The sequence below is a fragment of the Dysgonomonas mossii genome (assembly GCF_004569505.1).
Classification (GTDB): Bacteria; Bacteroidota; Bacteroidia; order Bacteroidales; family Dysgonomonadaceae; genus Dysgonomonas.
In genome coordinates this window covers 871494-894759 of the sequence record NZ_SPPK01000002.1, presented here as the reverse complement: position 1 = coordinate 894759, position 23266 = coordinate 871494, and the positions used below count along the sequence as shown (strand labels likewise).

The following is a 23266-nucleotide window of genomic DNA, read 5'->3' as shown; positions in this document are numbered from 1 at the left end:
CGCTTTTTTTAGTACTTTTGCAACTTATTACGGAAAAATCAATGAGCGAACTTAAGAAAGAAATACAAAAAAGACGCACTTTTGCTATTATAAGTCACCCCGATGCGGGTAAAACAACCCTTACTGAAAAGTTATTACTATTTGGAGGGGCAATACATGTTGCCGGAGCAGTAAAGTCAAATAAGATAAAGAAAACTGCTACCTCGGACTGGATGGAGATAGAAAAGCAACGTGGTATTTCTGTTGCCACCTCTGTTATGGGATTCGAATACGATGGTTATAAGATCAACATACTCGATACTCCCGGTCACCAGGATTTTGCCGAAGACACTTATCGTACCCTGACTGCAGTGGACAGTGTGATCATTGTTGTAGATTCGGCCAAAGGGGTTGAAGCACAAACACGCAAGCTGATGGAGGTCTGCCGTATGCGCCATACTCCTGTCATGATATTCGTCAACAAGATGGATAGAGAAGGTAGAGATCCTTTTGAATTACTCGACGAACTGGAAGCCGAATTACAAATCGGAGTTCGTCCCTTGAGTTGGCCAATTGATAGCGGACAACGTTTCAAAGGAGTTTATAATATATATCAGGAAAAATTAGACCTATACACTCCAAGTAAACAGACTGTTACGGAATCTATAGGATTTAAAGATATAAATAGCCCTGAGCTGGAAACATACATTGGAGTACCCTTGGCTGCAAAGCTGAGAGATGACATCGAGTTGATTGACGGAGTATATTCCGAACTGGATATGGATACATACCTCAAAGGACAAATTGCCCCTGTATTCTTTGGATCGGCTCTCAACAATTTCGGAGTAAAAGAGCTGTTGGATTGCTTTGTAAGGATTGCACCGTCTCCACGTCCTGTGGAAGCAATCGAGCGTGAAGTAAAACCTGACGAACAGGCTTTTACGGGATTCATATTCAAGATACATGCCAATATGGACCCGAATCACCGTTCATGTATTGCCTTTGTTAAGATATGTTCAGGAAAGTTTGAACGGAATGTAAACTATAAACATATGCGATTGAACCGTTCGATGAAGTTTTCCTCTCCTACTGCCTTCATGGCTCAAAAGAAAGAAACTGTAGATGAAGCTTTTGCCGGTGACATTGTAGGTCTGCCCGATACCGGGAACTTTAAAATCGGGGATACACTCACATCGGGAGAGGATTTACACTTCAAAGGTTTACCTAGCTTCTCTCCTGAAATGTTTAAGTATATCGAAAATGCTGACCCGATGAAGTCGAAACAACTTCAGAAGGGAATAGACCAATTGATGGACGAAGGTGTTGCCCAGTTGTTTACAAACCAATTTAACGGACGCAAAATTATAGGAACTGTTGGTCAGCTGCAATTTGAAGTAATCCAATATCGCCTATTGCATGAATATGGTGCTCAGTGTAGATGGGAAGCAATCAATTTGTATAAAGCTTGTTGGATAGAAAGTGACAACAAGGAACAACTGGCTGACTTTAAGAAGCGTAAGGCTCAATATATGGCAGTAGATAAAGAAGGACGAGATGTCTTTCTTGCAGACTCTAACTATGTATTGATGATGGCTCAACAAGATTTCAAGGATATAAAATTCCATTTCACTTCTGAGTTTTAAGATGGTAGAAATTGTTATTAATCCCGAATATAAATATCTGGAAGGTTTTGTAGAAAATCTTTCTGACTCTTTTGCTTATGAAGGTGAAACACTATATGCCGCTCGGAATATTATAAAGCTATTTGATGTAGATGGGTTTAAGGTAAATGTGAAGTTCTTTAAAAAGCCTATTTTTATCAATCAGATAGTATACAGGACATTTAGAAAGTCTAAAGCCCGACGCTCTTACGAATATGCTTTTAAGCTAAAGGAGAAAGGACTTCATACTCCCGACCCGATAGCCTATATAAAAGAGACTAAATTCGGGTTGCTTAAAAACAGCTTCTATATATCAAAGCATGAGTCTTTTGATGGCACAATGCGTGAACTAAAAACATCACTCCTCTCAGAAAAGGAAGAACTGATAAAGCAGTTTGCAAGGTATACAGCCGACCTGCATGAACAGCAAATACTTCATTTGGATTACTCTTCCGGGAATGTCTTATATAAAAAGGAAGGAGACGATTATATCTTTTATCTGGTAGACCTTAATAGAATGGAGTTTGATAAACCTATCAGCATGGATACAGCTTGTTTTAACTTCAGACGATTATGGGGAAGCGATGATATGATTTTCTTATTTATTAAAGAATATGCCCAAAGCAGAAACCTTGATGTAGAAGATTGTCTTAAACGGACGTTATACTACAGGAAGAGATTTTGGGATAATTTCACAAAAAAGCATCCGGGCTCTTCACCATATATAACGAACTACTAATCAGTTACAGAAAAAAAATATTTATTAATATTTATCTAACCCATTTTGGCAATAGGTTCCTTGGCTATTAATAGTTTCCAATAAGGTTTTGTGGTTTTGATTGGCTTTGTCTCTACTATTCACAGGGTGATCAATATGATATTCTACAGCCCCCATCTTTAAGAATTGCCTTTTTATTCCGGCAAAGGTAAGACGCGCGGCGATTTCGTTATCTTCATATCCCCAACCGATAATATCTTCGTTATATCCATTTACCTTTAGCAAATCTTCTTTCCAGAAAGCGGTATTACAACCTCGAACGAAGTAAGGATGATCGGCTTTATATCTGAATCGAAAATAGTTTTGTAAGAACTTTGACCTTAATCTATTTGGTTGAAAAAATGACGACCATGAAAAAGGAATATCCACCGTGCCATTCCTCAATACCTCCGCACTAGATTTTGGCGATAACTTCACTCTACTTCCTGATGTGAAGCAACCCTTTTGAGCAAAAGAGTGGTGATCTTCGACAAAATGCTTTTCTAATATGATGTCACCATCTATTTGGATAATATAATCACCCGAAGCTTTCATTATAGCTTTATTTCTTATCTCAGACAACCTGAAACCATTGTCTTCATGCCATACGTGGATAAGTTTACAAGGGAATGATTTTTGCATCCTTTCTATTAGTTTTCTTGTATCATCTCTTGAACCATCATCCGCTACGATTACCTCTATTGGTAAACATGTCTGATTGGTAACACTAAGCAATGAAACCTTAAGAGCTTCAGGCCAATTATATGTTGATATGATAAGTGTGATAGAAAAGTCGTTATTATTCATGAATACTAATTAAAGTTAATAGATATAAGATGTTAAGTCCTCTATATGTGTCATATTATATTTCTCGCAAGAAAGCACCAACGACTTATTGGGGTTGATAAATAAATCACTTTTAAGTCGATCTTGCAAATTAAACTCGATACCATCCGGATGAAACAGTAGTAATCCCGAATAAAACTCTGTTTTCTCAATCTCACTCCTAAATGGGAAAGCATTAGTTATCTGCCCTTTATCATTTACCTCTATAATATAATTTTTCAGATATATATTCGGATATATAAAGGTATAATGCGAATAATAGCGTTTCATTTCAAAACTTTGAAGGTATAGGAATTTCGAGTTTTTAATTAGGTTCCGGACGACCTACACTTTCCTTACGGATATTATCTGTTGATCGGTTCGGTTGCCTTGTAGAAAGACCGTCTTTATGTCTTGCAACAGCTACAGAGTCTATATAGCTTATATTATGTATCAAGACATTTGATCCACTACTCGTATTATTTCTAAGGTGTATATACCCTGATATGCCGTTCAGTAAGCTATCAGGTAACGAAGGTTTACTTATTGAATAATGACTATTACTTTCGATAGGAATCCTTGTTTTAACTAAGGTGTCCTTGTAATTGAAATAAATTGCAGCCTCAGCTTTCTGCTTAGCGCTCAATCCTTGTATATCAAACTTTAGGTGAAAATCGGATATATTCTTTATACTCTTCATCTTCAATGTATCTATATTGAAAGAAAGAGTTGGAGTATAACTATTCAGATAGTAAAATGTAGGTATGATCAAATTACTCTGAGCACCCCTGCTCAGCATTGCAGATCTAGAATTTAGAAGCGATTCATTTCTAAATTTGAGACGTGCAGCTACAGTATCATTTATTACTGCATAATATTGTATATTATCCGAGTACCACAGAAGAGATGTATCTAGTTCGGCTTGAGTTATATTATGCTTTTTAAGCACTCCGGCCACTAGCGCATCTTTCATGTCATCAGACCTGAATTGAGGATCGTCATTGAAAATAGATTGAGCTAGCCTTATATCGTATAAGACATCTGTCATCTTATCGGGGGAGATTACATATCCCGGTCTTCTTCCGCAAGAGCTAAACAGAATAAGAATAGAAATAATGATATAAATAACAGATCGTTGCATAATTATGCTTTGCCGTTTTTTTCTAAAGATAGCGCAAGAGTCTTACGATAGAAAAGAAGAAGGATAAAAATACCAACAGTAATAGCTGAATCAGCTATATTGAATATAGCACTGAAGAAAACAAATGGTTGTCCGCCCCATACAGGAACCCATGAAGGAAAAGTGCTTTCGATCAATGGGAAGTACAACATGTCTACAACCTTACCATGCAGCCAGCTAGAATATCCGTCTCCCAAAGAAACAAAGGACGCAACATGCCCGGAGTAGCTAGCTGAAAATATTTCCCCGTAGAATACACTGTCTATGATATTACCAAATGCCCCGGCTAATATAAGCGATATACATATGATATATCCTGTCTTATATCTCCCGTTAATCAGCTTGTATAAGTAATAACCAATAAAACCGATAGCTACGATACGGAATATAGAAAGAAACATCTTACCGATGAATTCCATCCCAAAAGCCATTCCGTTATTTTCTACAAAATATATTTTGAACCAGCTTGTTATTTCAATACTCTCAAAGAGAGACATGTGGGTTTTGACCCAGATTTTAGATGCTTGATCTATTACAAGAACGAGTACTATTACTAGGATTGCTATCAGTCCTTGATTCTTTTTCTCCATATATCAGCCGATTCCTGTAAAGAAAGTGAAGAAAAAACAGGCATAATTCACCCTTGCTTTTTCTTCCTTTCTTCTATGCTTTTTTTATTTAATTACTACTTATTTTACTCCGCTGTTCTTAGCCTCAATACTTAATGTAGCATGAGGAACAGCACGCAATCTTTCTTTCGGTATCAATTTACCTGTTTCGCGACAAACGCCGTATGTCTTATTTTCGATACGAATAAGAGCCGATTGAAGATTTTGGATAAACTTCATCTGGCGTTGAGCCAAACGGCCGGCTTCTTCTTTCGACAATGTAGATGCACCTTCTTCCAGGACTTTGAATGTCGGTGAAGTGTCAGTAACATCATTCCCATCGGCATTTGTTATAGCCGCTCTCAACTCTTCATATTCTCCTTTAGCCTTATTTAGCTTCTCAAGAATAATATCGCGGAATTCATTTAATTCCTCATCAGAATATCTTGTTTTTTCTGCCATAACCGTTAGTTTTATAATTCCTGTTTCTTATTTTACTTAAAGATAATACATTTTCAGACTTTTTCAACAGATATCTGTAAAATATAATCATCCATATCAATATTTTGCCCATCTACAGACTCCAACAGTTCTATTTTGTCAGCAAGTACCTGTGACGCTATGTAATTATTATATTCCGAAACAGTTTCTCTTATCTGCTCCAAGTCTGTCAATTTTATATTTATTCTGTCAGTTATTTCCAATCCGCTGGATTTACGTATATTTTGTATACGGTTTACCAGCTCGCGGGCTATACCTTCTTTTCTCAGATCGTCTGTTATTGTTACATCAAGTGCAACAGTCAATTTTCCGGCATTAGCAACCAACCATCCCGGTATATCTTCAGATATGATTTCCACGTCAGCCAATTCTATAGTAGCTGCTTGTCCATCAATATCGAAAGTATATTTTTCTTCTTTTTCGAATGTAGCGATAGCTTCCTGGCTCATCCCCTGAACTTCTGCGGCAAGCTGTTTCATGATCTTACCATAACGAGGCCCAAGTTTTTTGAAATCGGGTTTTACTTTCTTCACCAAGATACCGGCAGCATTATCTACATGCTTAAGCTCTTTGACGTTTACTTCATTCAATATCAGTTCGCGCACAGCATCCAAATCTTTTCCTTGCTGATCGTTTAACACCGGTATCATGATTTGTGTCAATGGCTGACGTACCTTGATATTGGTCTTACGGCGCAAAGCCAAAACAGCGGATGATATATCCTGCGCTATCTGCATACGTTCTTCCAGATTCTTATCCACGACAGATGCGTCATAAGTAGGAAAATCCGAAAGGTGTACCGACGCTACTTTTTCATGCTCTGTTACAACAATCAAATCACAGAAAAGTTTATCGGCATAGAATGGAGATATCGGAGCCATAAGTTTGGCTATTGTCTCCAAACATGTATATAAGGTCTGATATGCAGATAATTTATCTTTTGTCATTTCTCCTCCCCAGAAACGTTTTCTGTTGAGGCGCACATACCAGTTGCTGAGATTATCATTTACGAAATCAGAGATAGCACGTCCGGCCTTTGTGGGTTCGTATGTATTATAATACTCATCCACATCCTTGACTAGCGTATTGAGTAATGATATTACCCAACGATCGATCTCCGGTCTTTCCGAAACAGGTATCAAGTCTTCCTTAAAGGAGAAGTTATCCACGTTTGCATACAAAGCAAAGAATGAATAAGTATTATAAAGTGTTCCGAAAAACTTACGGCGCACCTCTTCTACCCCCTCTATATCGAATTTTAGGTTATCCCAAGGCGACGCATTGGTTATCATATACCAGCGCAAAGGGTCTGAACCATACTTATCTATTGTCTCAAAAGGATCGATAGCATTGCCTAAGCGTTTTGACATCTTTTGTCCGTTCATATCCAATACAAGTCCGTTGGAAACAACATTTTTAAACGATATGCTGTCCTTGAACATTGTAGATATAGCATGTAGAGTAAAGAACCATCCACGGGTCTGATCTACACCCTCAGCTATAAAATCAGCCGGATATACTTTTGAGAACTCATCTTCGCTGATATTTGGATAAAATACCTGAGCAAAAGGCATTGCCCCCGAATCGAACCAAACGTCGATCAAATCTTTCTCGCGTGTCATTGGTTGTCCCGAATCGGATACAAGTATTATATCATCAACATACGGACGGTGAAGATCTATTTTCTCATAGTTTGCCTTATCCAGATTTCCGACTTCGAAACCTGTCCAAGGTATTTCTTTCATCACACCGGCATCTACGGCTTTTTGCATTTCGGCATAAAGCTCTTTCATCGAACCGATGCACTTTTCTTCTTTTCCATCCTCTGTTCTCCATATAGGAAGAGGTGTTCCCCAATAGCGGCTACGGCTGAGATTCCAATCCTGCAGGTTTTCGAGCCATTTTCCAAAACGGCCTGTACCTGTCGATTCCGGTTTCCAATTTATTGTCTTATTGAGTTCTATCAAACGTTCGCGACAAGCAGTGGTACGTATAAACCAGCTATCGAGCGGATAATATAATACCGGTTTGTCGGTACGCCAACAGTGCGGATAGTTGTGCACATGACGTTCTATTTTGAATGCACGATTTTGTTGCTTCAACATCACGCAAAGATCTATATCTAAAGTTGTTGCATCAGCAGGAAGCGTATCGTCGTATTCGTTTTTCACATAACGACCGGCATATTCCTTATATAGCTCAACATTTACATTATCACTAACAAAGCTAGGATCTAAATCCTCTAAGTTGAAATACTTACCGGTGAGATCTACCATCGGACGTTGATTCTCGTCTTTGTCCAACAGAAGTAATGCAGGTACATTATTTGCTTTTGCTACACGGGCATCATCCGCACCAAATGTAGGAGCTATATGTACAATCCCTGTACCATCTTCTGTCGTTACGAAGTCGCCTGCAAGAACTTTAAATGCACCTTCTCCCGGATTAACCCATGGAATAAGTTGTTCGTATTCCATTCCGGCCAAGTCTTTACCTTTCCATTCTCCTACAATCTTATAAGGTATAAGCTTATCTCCTACCTTATAATCTTCAAGAGCTATGTCTTTGGCTTTCTCATTGAACATACTGAACACAAGAGACTGTGCCATTACAGTAGTTATCTTATTTCCTGTATACGGATTGTAAGATTGTACTGCTACATAGGTTATCTCGGGTCCTACAGCTAGTGCCGTATTGGATGGAAGAGTCCAAGGGGTTGTCGTCCAAGCTAAAAAGAAAGCCTCTCCAAACTGAGACATTTCAGGTTTCGGAGATTTTATCTTAAACTGTGCAACACAGGTTGTATCTTTCACATCACGATATGCACCCGGCATATTCAGTTCGTGTGTACTAAGTCCTGTTCCGGCAGCGGGCGAATATGGTTGTATTGTATATCCTTTATAAAGGTAGCCTTTGTTATATAGTTCTTTTAGTAAGAACCAAAGTGTTTCTATATAACGATTATCGTATGTGATATAAGGATCGTTCATATCTACCCAATATCCCATTATGCGGGTAAGGTTCTCCCATTCCCCGGTATATTTCATTACCTCTTTGCGACAGGCATCGTTATATTCTTCTACTGTTATTTTCTTGCCGATATCTTCTTTGGTTATACCCAGTTTCTTTTCTACAGCAAGCTCCACAGGCAAGCCATGAGTATCCCATCCTGCCTTACGGTTTACAAGAAAACCTTTCATAGTCTTGTAACGGCAGAAAATATCCTTAACCGATCTAGCCATAACATGGTGAATACCGGGCATACCATTAGCCGACGGAGGTCCTTCATAGAAAACAAATGATGGCGCTCCGGTGCGTATTTCCAAGCTCTTTTGGAATATGCCTTCTTTATCCCATTTTTCTAATATCTCTTTGTTGACATCAGATAAGTTAAATCGATTATATTCTGAAAATTGTTTACTCATAATGTAAAATAACCTGCTTAAAAAATTGAGGACAAATATAATGAAAAAATCTATACGGTATAGTGTACGATTTTACGTTAGTTAATATAATAAGGTAAAAAAAGATAATTCACAATGATCACAACTGATTGCAAATAAATACAAAACTCATGCCAAAGAATAAAAACAAGAAAAGTAACAAAAGTAACAGATTCGTATCTGTTTTTTGATGTCACTTTTTTATTTCGGATGTAAAGACCCTATATTATTAAGAGATAAATTTATGATGCATCGATAAACTGTTTCTTTACCCAATCCTTTCCTTCTGCCAAACGGGTTACCATCATTGCACAAACCACATTCCCCGTAGAGTTGAGCAGTGTAGCCGGCACATCGATTATAGTACTTATAATCATCAATGTAGCAGCAAACTGAGGTGAAAACCCAAAGATAGAACAAATCAACAATTCGCCCGTCATACCTCCGCTTGGGATAGCTCCTACAACGGCAGCAGATAGTACGGCAACACCTATAATCATAAACATATTCGAAGAAGATGTTATCTCTTGCCCGAAAATAGTAAATAGAAATATAATTTTCAGAACACCACCTATGATAGAACCATCCTTGTGCATGTTTGTACCTAACGGAATCACTGTTTCGGCAATACGCGAGGGAATACCCATCCGCTTAGAAGCTTCTATATTGACAGGAATACATGCTGCACTGGAAGATGTGGCAATCGCCGTAAGTGATGGAGTCAATATATTCTGCCAAAACGAAACAAAACCTTTTTTACCTCCCGCCCAAAACACATATATAGAGTTGAGCCCGAAAAAGCTAATTCCTGTAAGGATGAGGAAAAGAATAAAAACATGCATATACCCATTCAGTATCTGTCCGCCCAGATTCCCAACCGTATCGGCAAAGTAACAGCCTAGTCCGATAGGAGCCGCTTTCATTATGATATCCATCATTTTCATAATTACATGAGTGGAAGCATTTAAAAAGTCTGCCACTATTTTTCCTTTCGTACCCGAAAAAGAGGTCGCCAAGCCAAAGAAGATAGAGAATATAATAAGAGGCAGCAGATTCGCTTTTGTAAATAGCTGCTGAAAATCGGAAACAGTAAAGACATTCACAAATATTTCGGCAGAAGTCAATTGTTTTACTGTTTGTTGGGGCAGCCCTAGTAAAAATTCCGACTGATTAACTCCTCCTAGAGGATTATATAAGAGGGTAAAAAGATAGGATACGGCGGCGGCCACAACTCCGGTAAAGAGAAATACAAAAACAATGCTTCCTATCACTTTGCCGACCATGTTAGAGTCGCGCATGTTGTAAATAGATGATGCTACACTAAAGAAAACAAGCGGCACGATGAGCACAAACATCAAATTGAGAAAAATATCCCCCACAGGCTTTACAACACTAGCCCCTTCTCCAAAAATAATACCGCAAATACCACCAATCAGAATACCGAGAAGCAAAAAGATCGTAAATGCGTAGTTCTTCAAAACATTCATTAATCAAACTCTTATATAAGTCGACAAAAATACACTTTCATTTCGAAATATCTGTATTAAAAGAACATAGATTTTATAGGTGAAGAGTCTAAATAAAAAAGATTAAGATTTTTCATCATACCCCTTGCTAATACAAGAAAAATGCATATATTTGCACCGCAATTGCAAAACGGTGGTTGTAGCTCAGTTGGTTAGAGCGTCGGATTGTGGTTCCGAAGGTCGCGGGTTCGAGCCCCGTCTTCCACCCTAGAAAAGAAACTGTTAAATAAACAGTTTCTTTTTTTATTATATCATATATCCAAACTTGGAACACTTCCTCTTTAAGTGATGATTCTCTCTCATTCAGCACAATAACAAAACCCATTTCAAAAAAAAGATCGAAGACTTGTTCAACAACAATCAATATTCTTTTATTAAAATTGAATATTGTATTTATAAAAAATAAACATTACATTTGCAAACAAACTTTGACACGAACTCATTTAACATAACAAAATTTATAAAACAAAATTTAAACCGTTCGATATAAGGAAATTTTACAAAATTAATACCCAGAGAAAATCAAACTATAGTCTTTAACACTAATAGATAATAAAATATTACTCTTTTATCTATTTTGTAATTTGTTTGCACAAAGCATTTTGGGCACACCATACACACAGACATATTATTATATTGAAATGTCAGGAATTTCAGACTTAAATACACAAACAATTAACTTTTACATTTATGACAACAAACAATTTACTTAATTACTTTTTAATTCACCTTAACGGATTAAAGGAAAAGACAAGAACAAGGAAAACAAAAAGTTTCGCTTACCTATGTATGACCTTTGCTTGCTTTATGATCACAAGTAATGCTACGGGACAAGTAACAATAGGTTCGAATGTCTCACCGGAGGGAGGTTCTATTTTAGACCTAAAGGAGTTTGCGGCCAAAAGCCAAAACCAGACATCAGACAAAGGTGTAGTTCTGCCTCGTGTTCTACTTACAAACAAAAATGAGTTATACCCTATGTATTGGAATACCTCTACAAGCTCTGAACAAATTGAATACACAAACAACAAAGCAGAGTTAAAGAAGAAACATGTAGGAATGACAGTATTTAATTTAACAAATACCGGCGACTTTGTTATTGGAGTACATATCTGGACAGGGACAGAATGGAGAAAAATAGACGACAGTCCGGTTATACAACCTCAAATCACATCCTTAATATGCAGTAGTTCTCAAATGACACCTAATACCTATACGGCAAATGTTCCTTTCGAAGGAATACTAAAAGTACCTTATTTAGGAGGAAATGGAGGATCATACTCAGGAACTGCCGCAACATCAATAGATAATGGACTATCGATAGAACGAATTGGAGGTAAACTCGCCTACGGAGGAGGAGAAGTTATGTACCGAATATTTGGGACACCGATAGCATCATCTCCAACAGCAGCAACCATACCTTCTATCGACTTTTTAGGTCAGACTTGTAGTAATATAAAAATCGGTGACGGCATGATAGGCATAAACCTAAAAAACTTAACCAGCGATATTACTATCAGCACAACCTATAATAGTGTAAATGGAGACCATGCTCAAGCCAACCAACTTCCATTCGGCGATATCACAATAAATGAATCGGGAAGCTACGCATTCTCACTACGACTTTACGGCCGAATTGGAACAACCACTCAGAATCGTTTACCATTCTATATATATCTTCAAAAAAACGACAAATCTACCCTTATAGATGCCGCTGAAATCGACGTAGTAGTTTTAGGGCTACCAACTAACCAACAAGATTATAGTTATAGCGTAACACTAGGAGGAACATTTGATGCAGGAGATAAGGTTATTATCAGTATGCTTAGACCCGATTTATCGAACTGGACATTAAGACAGGGATTAAGTTCAACCAGTGCTATACGCACCAGCCTTATTTACTGGAAGCTTTAAACATAAAACATTATTAAACAGCAAAATATCGAATAAAAAATATCGATTAACACATTAAGGTTAAAATAAAACTACTTAAATAAAAAACGCAGAAAGTTTGTAATACATTAAGTCTATAATTGGAGTTGTCTCTTTCGATGACAACTCCTTTTTTTATTGATGCAATAAGATTCAACCCTTCCATAAAAAAAAGAGTCATCGGAAAACCCCGACGACTCTTTTTATAATATTTTCTCCGGCTTTATTTCTTTATACCGTTTCTTTCCAGCAATGCATTTACAGTAGGTTCTTGCCCTCTGAATTTAACATACAAAGTCATTGGTTCTTCGGTATTCCCTTTCTCTAAAATGTTTTCACGGAACGAACGAGCTGTATCTTTGTTGAAAATACCCGTTTGTTTGAACAATGCAAAAGCATCTGCATCCAATACCTCCGCCCATTTATAACCATAATATCCGGCAGCATATCCTCCGGCAAATATATGGCTGAATGATGTAGACATATTAGTGCCTTCTACTACTGGCAACAAGGCTGTTTTGTCCATTGCCTTACGCTCAAATGAGATCACATCACCTGTATATGGTTGCTCTAAAGTATGCCATGCCATATCAAGGTATCCGAATGATAATTGACGATAGCAGAGATATCCTGCATTATAATTGGCGGCATCTACAAGTTTCTTTACAAGATCAGCAGGTATTTTTTCTCCTGTTTTGTAATGAACGGCAAACTTATCTAGATATTCCTTTTCTGTTAACCAGTTTTCCATTATCTGAGAAGGTAGCTCTACAAAATCATGTAAAACATTTGTACCTGACAATGTTTCGTAAGTACATTTGGTTAACATACCATGCAAGGCATGTCCAAACTCATGAAGGAATGTTTCTACCTCGTCGAAAGTAAGTAAAGCAGGCTCAGTCTCTGTTGGACGTGTAAAGTTCATCACAATCGTAACAAACGGACGAGAGTCTTTTCCTTTTTCTACATACTGTCCTTTAAACTCAGACATCCATGCTCCTTGGCGTTTTCCTTCACGTGGATGAAAGTCTGTATACAGAACAGCCAAAAAATTACCCTTTTCGTCTAACACATCAAAAGCTTCTACTTCAGGATGATAAACCTGTATTTTAGTATTCTTTTTAAATGTAATTCCATACAGATCTGTAGCGAGGCCAAAAACACCTTTCTTTACATTTTCCAATTCAAAGTAAGGACGTACCAATTCATCGCTTACACTATATTTAGCATCTTTAAGTTTTTCTGAATAGAAAGACCAGTCCCAAGGTTGCAGGTCTATTGCTTTTCCTTCCATTCCTACAGCAAAGCCTTCTACCATCTTCACATCTTCACGAGCCGCCTGTGCATAAGCGCTAAACAAGTCATCCAACAAGCCGTAAACATGCTCCTTATCTTTTGCCATCTTGTTCCGTAATGTATAAGTAGCATAATCCGGATAGCCCAAAAGATTCGCTATTTGCATTCTGGTTTTAGCTATTTCTTTTACATTCTCCTGATTGTCGAACTCTCCACCGGCTACACATTTTGTATTGTATGCCATATATAGTTTCTGACGAAGGTCACGGCGAGTAGAATATTTCATAAATGCAATATAGCTAGGTGCAGAAAGATCGAAGATATATCCTTCTTTTCCTTTAGCCTTTGCTTTGGCTGCCGCAGCATCTTTCACCATCTGAGGCAATCCTGCCAAATCAGCCTCATCTGTCAGAAGCATCTCAAATTTATTACTTTCTTTCAAAGCATTCTGTCCAAAATCTAAAGTCAATTGGCTCAGCTTTGTAGAAAGCTCTTTGTATGTATCTCTATCTTTTCCTACAAGTGTAGCCCCGCTATTTTCAAAGCCTCGGTATGTTTTTTCTACCAGACGGATTTGCTCGGGTGTAAGATTCGATTCCAGACGTTTATCATAAACAGCCTTCACTTTTTGAAACAAACCTTCATTCAATGTTATTGAATTGGAATGTTCCGAAAGTTTTGGTTGAATACGCTGTGCGATTTCCATCATCTCATCATTGCTCTCGGAGCTGAGTAGATTAAAGAACACTGATGTTACTCTACTCAACAGCTTTCCGGACTCTTCCAAAGGAACGATTGTATTCTCGAAGGTAGGAACGGCCCTGATCATTACTATCTTGTTTATTTCAGCCTGATGCTCTGCTATTCCTTTTTCTATAGCAGGTTCGTAATGCTCGTTCTTGATTTTATTGAACGGCGGTGTATCGTAAGGCGTTTTATACGCCGAGAAAAACGGGTTTTGAGCTTGAATTGTAGTCATAGCTATTGTTAATAATAAAACGAAAAAACACTTTTTTTTCATATAATTCAAATATTTGAGGTTATCAATTATCTCTTTATTTAACTTCCATTATCAATTTTAGCGATACATAAATGATTTGCTTGATTTAGGACTCTATTTATCGTTATAGTTTTAAATTAAATAATTCAATGGAAACATACAAAGGTACAAAAAGTAACACAAAAATCTTACCTTTGCTCATTAAATAAGAAGCCTGAATGGCAAACACGAACAAGAAAGATAGAGTATTTGATTTTTCATTTTTAGATTATTATTTAATGGCATACGCAAAGAGGCGTGATATAAGAATTTGGATTTGATAGCAAATATCCTTAATTTATCATACGTATGCTACATAAAACGAAAGTTAAACAACCTCTAAATCGTCTTGAAATATACTTTTTTTAATATTTACACGTTATAAATTAGTAAAATTTACGAACCGATTATGATAGATTATATAAAAGGGGATATTGCTGAACTAACCCCTACTTCCGCTACACTCGAAACACATGGTATAGGTTATTTTATTAACATAAGCTTAAATACATATACCAGTATCTCAGGACAAAAGAGTGCCAAATTATACATATATGAGGCAATAAGAGAAGACGCTTACCAGCTATATGGTTTCTCCGAAAAACAAGAACGTGAGCTATTCATCTTATTGATAAGTGTCTCCGGCATAGGAGCAAGCACGGGTCGTATGATTCTATCGTCGATGACTGTACAGGAATTAACAAACGTAATAGCCTCCGGTAACTCGGATATACTAAAAACCGTTAAGGGTATAGGCACTAAGACCGCCCAACGTGTAATTGTTGACCTGAAAGATAAAATCAAGGTCAGTGGAATTGAGTCTGTAGAGATGTTTGCAAAAACAAGTCAGGCGGGAGAAGAAGCTATTGCAGCACTGGTAATGTTAGGCTTTCCTCAGCAGGCTTCGCAAAAAGCAGTGTCTAAAATATTGAAAGACAAACCGGACAGTACTGTTGAGCAAATAATAAAGACGGCACTAAAAATGCTCTGATCATTCACTCTATTTATATTTACCTTGTCGGATTGAAGAAGAAACTTACAAAATATTTGTTTTTTATCACGCTTTTAGTAAGCTCGATCAGTTTATTTTCCGGTATTTACGGAAAAAAGGAAATCGATATTGCCCAAAAAGAAAGCTCTCTGCTAGAAACAAATGATACAGTGCCTCTCTTTCCGGTAAAGAAAACACAGTTAGAAACTTATAAAGACCTCAACGCTAATCCTCCGGCAGACCTCAAAGACCCCGACAACCTAAAGAAGTCTGTAGAATATGACCCTGCCAGCGGACTGTATATTTTCCGTACAAAAATCGGAGACCAAGAAATATCCACTCCTTTTTCTTTAAGTTCTGACGAGTATATGGATTACACCCTCAAGCAATCCATGAGTAGATATTTCAGATCTAAAAATGCAGAAGCATACGACAAGAAAGATGAAAAAGATGAGTTTTCTCTGAAAGACATAAAACTAAACTTAGGTCCGGCAGAGCGGCTTTTTGGACCCGGTGGAGTAAAGGTGAGAACTCAAGGATATGTTGAAACTACAATGGGCTTTAAGCGAAGTAGCACAGACAACCCTACCCTCTCGGAACGCAACCGAAGTCACACTACCTTTCAGTTCAAAGAAGATATCCAGATGAACGTTACAGCGTCGGTTGGAGATAAGATCAACTTCGGCATGAATTATGACACCAAAGCCTTATTTGATTTCGACTCTAAAAAGCTGAAATTGGGGTACGATGGAAAGGAAGACGAAATAATAAAGAAGATAGAGGCCGGAAACGTAAGCATGAGTACAACAAACTCGCTCATCAACGGAGGAACAGCCTTATTCGGGATCAACGCAGAACTTCAGTTCGGAAAACTACGGATAAATACAGTTATCTCTCAACAGGAGTCTCAGTCGCAGACGGTGAATACAAAGGGAGGAATACAAACAACCGAATTCTCTTTTAAGGCTGATCAATACGACGAAAACAGACACTTCTTCTTGGGATACTATTTCCGTGATAATTACGATAATGCAATGAGTAGAATCCCTTATATCAATTCACCTGTATCAATCACTAAAATAGAAGTATGGGTTACGAATAGGAGAAGCGACTTTATGCAGTCTAGAAATATTGTTGCCTTTGCCGATATTGCAGAGCGTGACAATATTAAAAATCCAAAATGGATAGGGACAGGCTCTGTAAAGACACCATATAATGCCGCTAATAACCTATATGGTACGATGACCACAGCACACACCAGGGCTAGGGATATTTCGCAAGTAACCAGCGAGTTTAATGGCTATATAGAAAGCGGACTCGACTATGAGAAAATAGAAAGTGCGCGAATGCTTAGTTCTTCGGAATATACATACAACGCTCAGCTAGGGTACTTATCTCTAAACTCTGCGTTACAAGCCGACGAAGTACTTGCAGTAGCTTACCAGTATACAGTAAATGGAACTACATATCAAGTAGGAGAACTATCCACAGATATATCTGCCAATTATGAGTCAAGCAACCCCAAATCAGGTGCTTTGTTTGTTAAGTTATTAAAGCCCATATCTCTGTCTCCACGTTCATATACATGGGATTTGATGATGAAAAACATTTACTCCCTTGGCGCAAGCAATATACAACAAGACCGTTTTAGATTAAACATAGCCTATCAGTCAGACACTTTAGGTACATACATAAACTATCTGCCTGAGGGAAACATTAAAAATCAACTTCTGATAAAGATGATGAACCTAGACAGATTGAACTCTCAGAATAAAGAAGTTACCCAAAAAGACGGAACAAAAGGCGATGGTATTTTCGACTATCTTGAAGGATATACCGTCCAGTCTCAGAACGGACGCATTATATTCCCTGTGGTTGAACCATTCGGAAAGCATCTGGCGAATAAAATAGGCAGTCCTATTATTGCAGAAAAGTATGTTTACCAGCAATTATATGACTCGACATTGACCGTAGCCAGACAAATCGCAGAAAAAAACAAATTCAAGATATACGGTTCATTCAGAGGATCATCGAACAGTAAAGCTGAAATTGACCTGATGTCGACAAACATACCACAAGGATCAGTTAAACTTACAGCCAATGGTATGCTCCTCACCGAAGGAACAGACTATATAGTTGACTACACATCGGGTATAGTCACTATCATAAATCAGAACCTGATAGATTCTGATGCCAATATACAGGCTTCGTTAGAGGAACGATCGTTAGGTATGCAGCGAAAAACAATGATGGGGCTGAATCTGAGCTACGATATCTCAAAGAATTTCAACATCGGCGGTACAATTATGCATCTATACGAAAAGCCCCTTACCACTAAAACAGTTATCGGCGAAGAATCTGTCAATAATACCTTATGGGGATTGAATACATCATATAAAACCGAATCGATGTGGCTCACCAACCTGATTGACAAGATACCGTTTGTGAATGCGACACAGCCTTCTCAAATTAGTTTTATGGGTGAGTTTGCGCACATGATACCGGGACATTACCAAAATAAAGATACGGGTGGATTCTCTTATCTCGATGATTTTGAGTCGTCGCAATCACGCATCGAACTCAAAAGCCCTTATGCATGGAATCTTGCGTCAACACCGAAGGAACTACCTAAATATGTTTATCCCCCTACTATATCAGGGAATAAACCTTCGGATAGTATCCAATATGCAAAAAACAGAGCCATGTTATCTTGGTTTACCATCGATCCGCTATTTACACGCAAAGGGTCGTCACTTACACCAAGTTATATAAATAGTGACTCTTTATCAGATCACTATGTAAGGGAAATTGGTATCACCGAAATATACCCGAACCGGGATATCAGACAAACAGAATCGGCAACAATACCAACATTAAACTTATCGTACTACCCTAACGAAAGGGGACCTTACAATCTGGATGGAGAAAAAATAGATTCGGATGGGAAATTATTAAATCCACGAGATCGCTGGGCGGGCATTACACGTAAAATGGATGTGCGTGACTTCGAAGCATCAAATATCGAATATATTGAATTCTGGCTAATGGATCCATTTGTAAAAGATTTTTCAAGCTCGCACAAAGGAGGAGACCTTTATTTCAATCTGGGAGAAATATCGGAAGATGTTTTGAAAGATGGGAAAAAGTTTTACGAAAACGGACTACCAGTCAATGATGATCCTACAGCATATACAAAAACTGTGTGGGGAAAAGTACCTACGCGCCAATCTACAGTATATGCATTCGATGATAATTTGGGAGCTATTGCCCGCGAAAAACAGGATGTCGGGCTAAATGGATTGAATCAAGAGGAAGAAAAAACATACGGCGTATATAAGGATTTCTTAGACAATCTGAGAACAAAGTTACCTCAAAGCACGCTTGATGAAATGGTAAACGATCCTTTCTCTCCACTCAATACTCCTTCGAGAGACTTATACCATTTCTATCGTGGCTCAGACTACGACCGCGAGCGAAAAGGGATACTCGACCGCTACAAATACTATAACGGGACGGAAGGAAATTCGAAACCGACAGATCAGAGTGGAGAAAGGTATTCTACCGCAGCACGTGGAGTTCCCGATGTAGAAGATATAGATCAGGATTACACGCTGAATGAAAATGAATCGTATTACCAATATCGGGTATCACTGAAACCAGACAGCATGAATGTCGGTCGCAACTATATTGTAGACGAACGAGAAGTAACTGTCCCGCTCCGAAACGGAAAAGAAGAAAAGGTAAAATGGTATCAGTTCAAAATTCCAATTCGCCAAGGTAAACGAGTTGGAAATATCAACGATTTCAAAAGCATCCGTTTCATGAGAATGTTCCTGACTGATTTTGAACAACAAACAGTGCTGCGATTCGGAACCTTACAGCTTGTTAGAGGTGATTGGCGTGTTTACGATCAGGACTTAACAAGTGGGGCTAAGATGGGAAATGGGTCTATTGATATTTCGACAGTAAATATTGAAGAAAACTCTGAAAGAAAACCCGTAAATTATGTATTGCCTCCGGGGCTAAGCAGATCCCTAGATCCTGACCAAACACAATTGACCAAAGAAAATGAGCAATCGCTATCGATGCGCGTGACAAATCTCGATCCGGAAGATGCACGAGCCATATACAAGAATACATCTTACGACCTGAGACGCTATAAGCGCATACAATTATTTACACATGCCGAAAATCTTATAAATAGAACTGAGTTGGCAAATGGAGACATATCTGTATTTATGCGTTTAGGTTCAGACTACAAGAACAATTACTATGAATATGAAATACCTTTAACAATAACACCCGAAGGCAATTATGGAAACGGAGACAGGGCTGTGGTATGGCCTAAAGATAATATGTTTGATTTCCCTCTCGAGTTACTGAAAAATATAAAACTGAACAGAAACAGAGAAAAAAGAAAGTCGGGCTCAACGGTTTCTTATACAACCCTATACCATGAGTATGACCCTGATAAACCAAACAATAAAGTAAGTGTAATGGGTAATCCGTCTTTATCTGATGTTTACGTAATCATGATCGGTGTCCGCAACAACTCCAGACTAACCAAATCGGGTGAAGTGTGGATCAACGAGCTTCGCCTGACCGATTTCGACGAAGAAGGAGGATGGGCGGCTCAGGGTAGCCTGAATGTTGCTCTTTCGGATCTGGGAAACATCAGCGTTTCGGGACGGAAGGAGACAGCTGGATTCGGAGCTCTGGATCAAAGCCTGATGGAAAGACGACAAGACGACTATCATACATACAGCATAGCCGCAAACATAGATTTGGGAAGGTTTTTACCTGAAAAGGCAAAGGTTAGCTTGCCGCTGTATTATTCATACTCCAATCAGACGACAACACCTAAATACGATCCGTTCGATCAGGATGTAACGCTGAAAGAATCATTCAGCTTGGTAGAAACTAAAGCCGAAAAAGACTCGATAAAAAGTCTTGCTCAAGAAAAGTCTACCACAAAGAGTATAAGCCTCAACAATATAAAAGTGAATATACAAAGTAAGACGCCAATGCCTTACGACCCGGCAAATTTCAATATCGGATATTCATTTAATCAGACTGAGATTAAAAATCCAAGTACAGTCTACGATGTAACTAAAAATTACAACCTGACTTTTGGTTATAATTATAGCCCGATAGTAAAAACGTGGGAGCCTTTCAAAAATACAAAAAGTAAATCCGGCGCGGCTAAGTATGCCAAATCGCTCGGGTTCAACTACCTGCCAAGTAATATCGCCCTCAATTCAAGGATTACCCGTTATTATAGCGAGACGCTTTTACGTGACATAGAAAGCTACTCATTGGGCGGAAGCAATAATAATGAGTTCTTGTCGTGGAGTCAGTCTTTCTTATGGGACAGAGATTTTAATATCAATTGGGATTTTACAAAAAATCTGAAATTCTCATTCCAATCGGGAACCAGAGCCGAAATAGAAGAACCATACTTACAGGTAAATAAGAAACTGAACAGGAACGACTATGAGATCTGGAAAGATTCCGTCATGCACAGTATCAGAAACTTAGGAAGTCCCCTATCCTATCGCCAGATAGCCAGAGTAACTTATCAATTGCCATTCAAGAACATTCCGGCTACCGACTGGCTGACATCCAATGCCAGCTACACAAGTGGCTATCAGTGGGATCGTGGAGCACAAGTAGAAGGAATAGAGGTAGGAAATACGATAAGCAATAATGTAACCCTAGACTTTACCAATCGCATCGACATGGTTTCTCTATACAATAAATGGGGATTCCTCAAAAAAGTAAACGATCGATTCGATTCGAGGAGAAGACAGTCTCCAACTCAAAGACAGCAAGAAAAGAGACAGCCTGAAAGAAGGCGCTTTACTCAGGATATTACATTGCGAAAGGATACAACATACACCCTAAGGCACGGACTGAATACAAAAAACATACAGGTATCAGCAAAGCTAGACGGTAAACCGTATTCTGTAAAATTCAAAAAGACAGATACAAATACAATATTAATAACGAATAAAGATTCTGCAAATATCCTGATCAGCGTCGAGAGTAAGATCAACGACCCGAATAGCTCGCAGCTACTTACTGATATAATAGACTATTCCGCCAGAGGCTTAATGTCATTACGTACTCTGAATATTAATTACTCGAAACGAAGAGAAACACATCTTTCGGGATTTATCCCAACTATTGGAGATATGTTTGGACAGAAAGATACAAATGAGTACGGGCTTGTTCCGGGGCTGGGTTTTGCATTCGGTCTCGAAGGAGGAGAAAAGTTCATCAACAAATCGTTGAGTAGAGATTGGTTGGTGATGGACACTATGAATATCTCGCCTGCTGTATATAATAGTGCCGAAAAGTTGGAACTAAGAGCTCAGATAGAACCTATCAAGAACCTCAAAATAGAGCTTAATGCCAATTACGAAAATAATAAGAGAACTGAAATCCAATATATGTCGAAAGGGATGCCACGCACACTGGGCGGAAACTTCTCTATGACTACTATTGCTCTAAAAACAACTCTTAGAGGCAGCAACTCAAAAAATGACTATCAATCCGATACATTCGACAAATTCTTAGCTTATAAGGAAATAGTTAAAAACAGGCTACAAAAACAGTACAACAATGTAACCTTACCCGATGGTTTGGCAAGCGGAAATGCCGCAACGGTCAACCCAAACTCGGGAGACGTACTCATTCCTGCTTTTATAGCAGCTTATACTGGGCGTGATGTAAATAATATCTCCATGTCGGCATTCCCATCTATATGGTCTATCCTCCCGAATTGGAACATAACCTACGATGGATTAAGCAATATCCCTCTTATTAAATCTAAGTTCAGATCGTTAAGGTTGAGTCATTCCTACAGCTGCTTTTATCAGGTAGGAAGTTACAGCTCTTTCTCTGGCTGGCAACAAGCCATAGGCGGAGGCGATGACTTGGGGTATATACGTGATGTACTCGGAGGTAACCCTATCCCATCATCTCCATACAATATATCATCAGTAGGTATTACAGAATTGTTCAGACCCCTGATAGGAGCCGAAGGAATACTGAATAACAACATGAATATCAACGCTCAGTACAATAGTGGGCGTACACTTACGCTGAACATGTCGTCTTATCAGATCATCGAATATCTCGAAAAAGAATTTGTATTGGGATTCGGTTACCGTATCAATGAATTTAATAGGGTGATAGGATTAACATCCAGAACACCGAAGAATTTCAACAATGACCTGGATATAAAAACAGAGGTATCTTATAAATCATCAGAAGCCTTGTTGAGAAAAATAGAGGAATATTTTACCCAAGCGACCAGTGGGGTTACAGTTTTTACATTAAAGATATCAGCCGACTATACTTTGAGCCGTGCGCTCACCCTAAGGGCATTCTATGACAGGATTTTAAATAAACCGTTGATTTCAGCCTCATCTTATCCAACAACCAACAGTAATTTTGGAATAAGTTTAAAATTTACACTTGTACAATAAAAAATATTGATAAGTTTGCATAAGAAAAAAAAATC

General features: G+C 38.2%; 13 protein-coding genes and 1 tRNA gene. 6 read left to right on the top strand and 8 right to left on the bottom strand.

The window, feature by feature from the left end; genetic code table 11:
* Window positions 1-41: 41 nt before the first annotated feature.
* On the top strand, window positions 42-1622 hold the full coding sequence (locus tag E4T88_RS09115; protein WP_135105129.1) for a peptide chain release factor 3: 1581 nt from the start codon (window positions 42-44) through the stop codon (window positions 1620-1622).
* 1 nt (window position 1623) lies between these two features.
* Window positions 1624-2379 carry a lipopolysaccharide kinase InaA family protein gene (locus E4T88_RS09110; RefSeq protein WP_135105128.1) on the top strand — a complete coding sequence of 252 codons (756 nt, stop codon included), beginning with the start codon at window positions 1624-1626 and terminating at the stop codon, window positions 2377-2379.
* A 24-nt stretch (window positions 2380-2403) separates the two neighbouring features.
* Here E4T88_RS09110 and E4T88_RS09105 read toward each other — a convergent pair whose 3' ends face one another.
* The 7 genes from E4T88_RS09105 to E4T88_RS09075 all read right to left on the bottom strand — a co-directional run bounded on the left by E4T88_RS09105 (window position 2404) and on the right by E4T88_RS09075 (window position 10441).
* A complete protein-coding gene (locus E4T88_RS09105; RefSeq protein WP_135105127.1) occupies window positions 2404-3204 on the bottom strand; it encodes a glycosyltransferase family 2 protein in 801 nt (266 codons plus the stop codon).
* 15 nt (window positions 3205-3219) lie between these two features.
* A complete protein-coding gene (locus E4T88_RS09100; protein WP_135105126.1) occupies window positions 3220-3513 on the bottom strand; it encodes a hypothetical protein in 294 nt (97 codons plus the stop codon).
* 34 nt (window positions 3514-3547) lie between these two features.
* Window positions 3548-4363, bottom strand: coding sequence for a DUF4296 domain-containing protein (locus E4T88_RS09095; RefSeq protein WP_135105125.1), 816 nt, complete (start codon window positions 4361-4363; stop codon window positions 3548-3550).
* A 2-nt stretch (window positions 4364-4365) separates the two neighbouring features.
* On the bottom strand, window positions 4366-4992 hold the full coding sequence (locus E4T88_RS09090) for a lipoprotein signal peptidase (RefSeq protein WP_006842932.1): 627 nt from the start codon (window positions 4990-4992) through the stop codon (window positions 4366-4368).
* A gap of 99 nt (window positions 4993-5091) precedes the next feature.
* Entirely contained in the window at window positions 5092-5472 is a 381-nt protein-coding gene (locus tag E4T88_RS09085) for a TraR/DksA family transcriptional regulator (RefSeq protein ID WP_006842933.1), read from the bottom strand.
* A 53-nt stretch (window positions 5473-5525) separates the two neighbouring features.
* Complete coding sequence (gene ileS, locus E4T88_RS09080; RefSeq protein WP_135105124.1) at window positions 5526-8936, bottom strand: isoleucine--tRNA ligase; 3411 nt, start codon at window positions 8934-8936, stop codon at window positions 5526-5528.
* 260 nt (window positions 8937-9196) lie between these two features.
* Window positions 9197-10441: a dicarboxylate/amino acid:cation symporter gene (locus E4T88_RS09075; RefSeq protein WP_135105123.1), complete on the bottom strand. Its 1245-nt coding sequence runs from the start codon at window positions 10439-10441 to the stop codon at window positions 9197-9199.
* 171 nt (window positions 10442-10612) lie between these two features.
* On the opposite strand from E4T88_RS09075, the gene E4T88_RS09070 reads away from it, so the two are divergent.
* Both E4T88_RS09070 and E4T88_RS09065 read left to right on the top strand, forming a co-directional pair.
* Window positions 10613-10688: transfer RNA gene (locus tag E4T88_RS09070), tRNA-His, on the top strand.
* Window positions 10689-11287: 599 nt separating this feature from the next.
* Window positions 11288-12394, top strand: coding sequence for a phage tail-like protein (locus E4T88_RS09065; RefSeq protein ID WP_228093846.1), 1107 nt, complete (start codon window positions 11288-11290; stop codon window positions 12392-12394).
* 241 nt (window positions 12395-12635) lie between these two features.
* Here the strand turns inward: E4T88_RS09065 and E4T88_RS09060 are convergent, their stop codons facing one another.
* Entirely contained in the window at window positions 12636-14687 is a 2052-nt protein-coding gene (locus tag E4T88_RS09060) for a M3 family metallopeptidase (protein WP_438503326.1), read from the bottom strand.
* A 469-nt stretch (window positions 14688-15156) separates the two neighbouring features.
* On the opposite strand from E4T88_RS09060, the gene ruvA reads away from it, so the two are divergent.
* Both ruvA and sov read left to right on the top strand, forming a co-directional pair.
* Window positions 15157-15738, top strand: coding sequence for a Holliday junction branch migration protein RuvA (gene ruvA / locus E4T88_RS09055; protein WP_135105120.1), 582 nt, complete (start codon window positions 15157-15159; stop codon window positions 15736-15738).
* 32 nt (window positions 15739-15770) lie between these two features.
* Window positions 15771-23231: a T9SS outer membrane translocon Sov/SprA gene (sov, locus tag E4T88_RS09050; RefSeq protein ID WP_135105119.1), complete on the top strand. Its 7461-nt coding sequence runs from the start codon at window positions 15771-15773 to the stop codon at window positions 23229-23231.
* Window positions 23232-23266 lie beyond the last annotated feature (35 nt).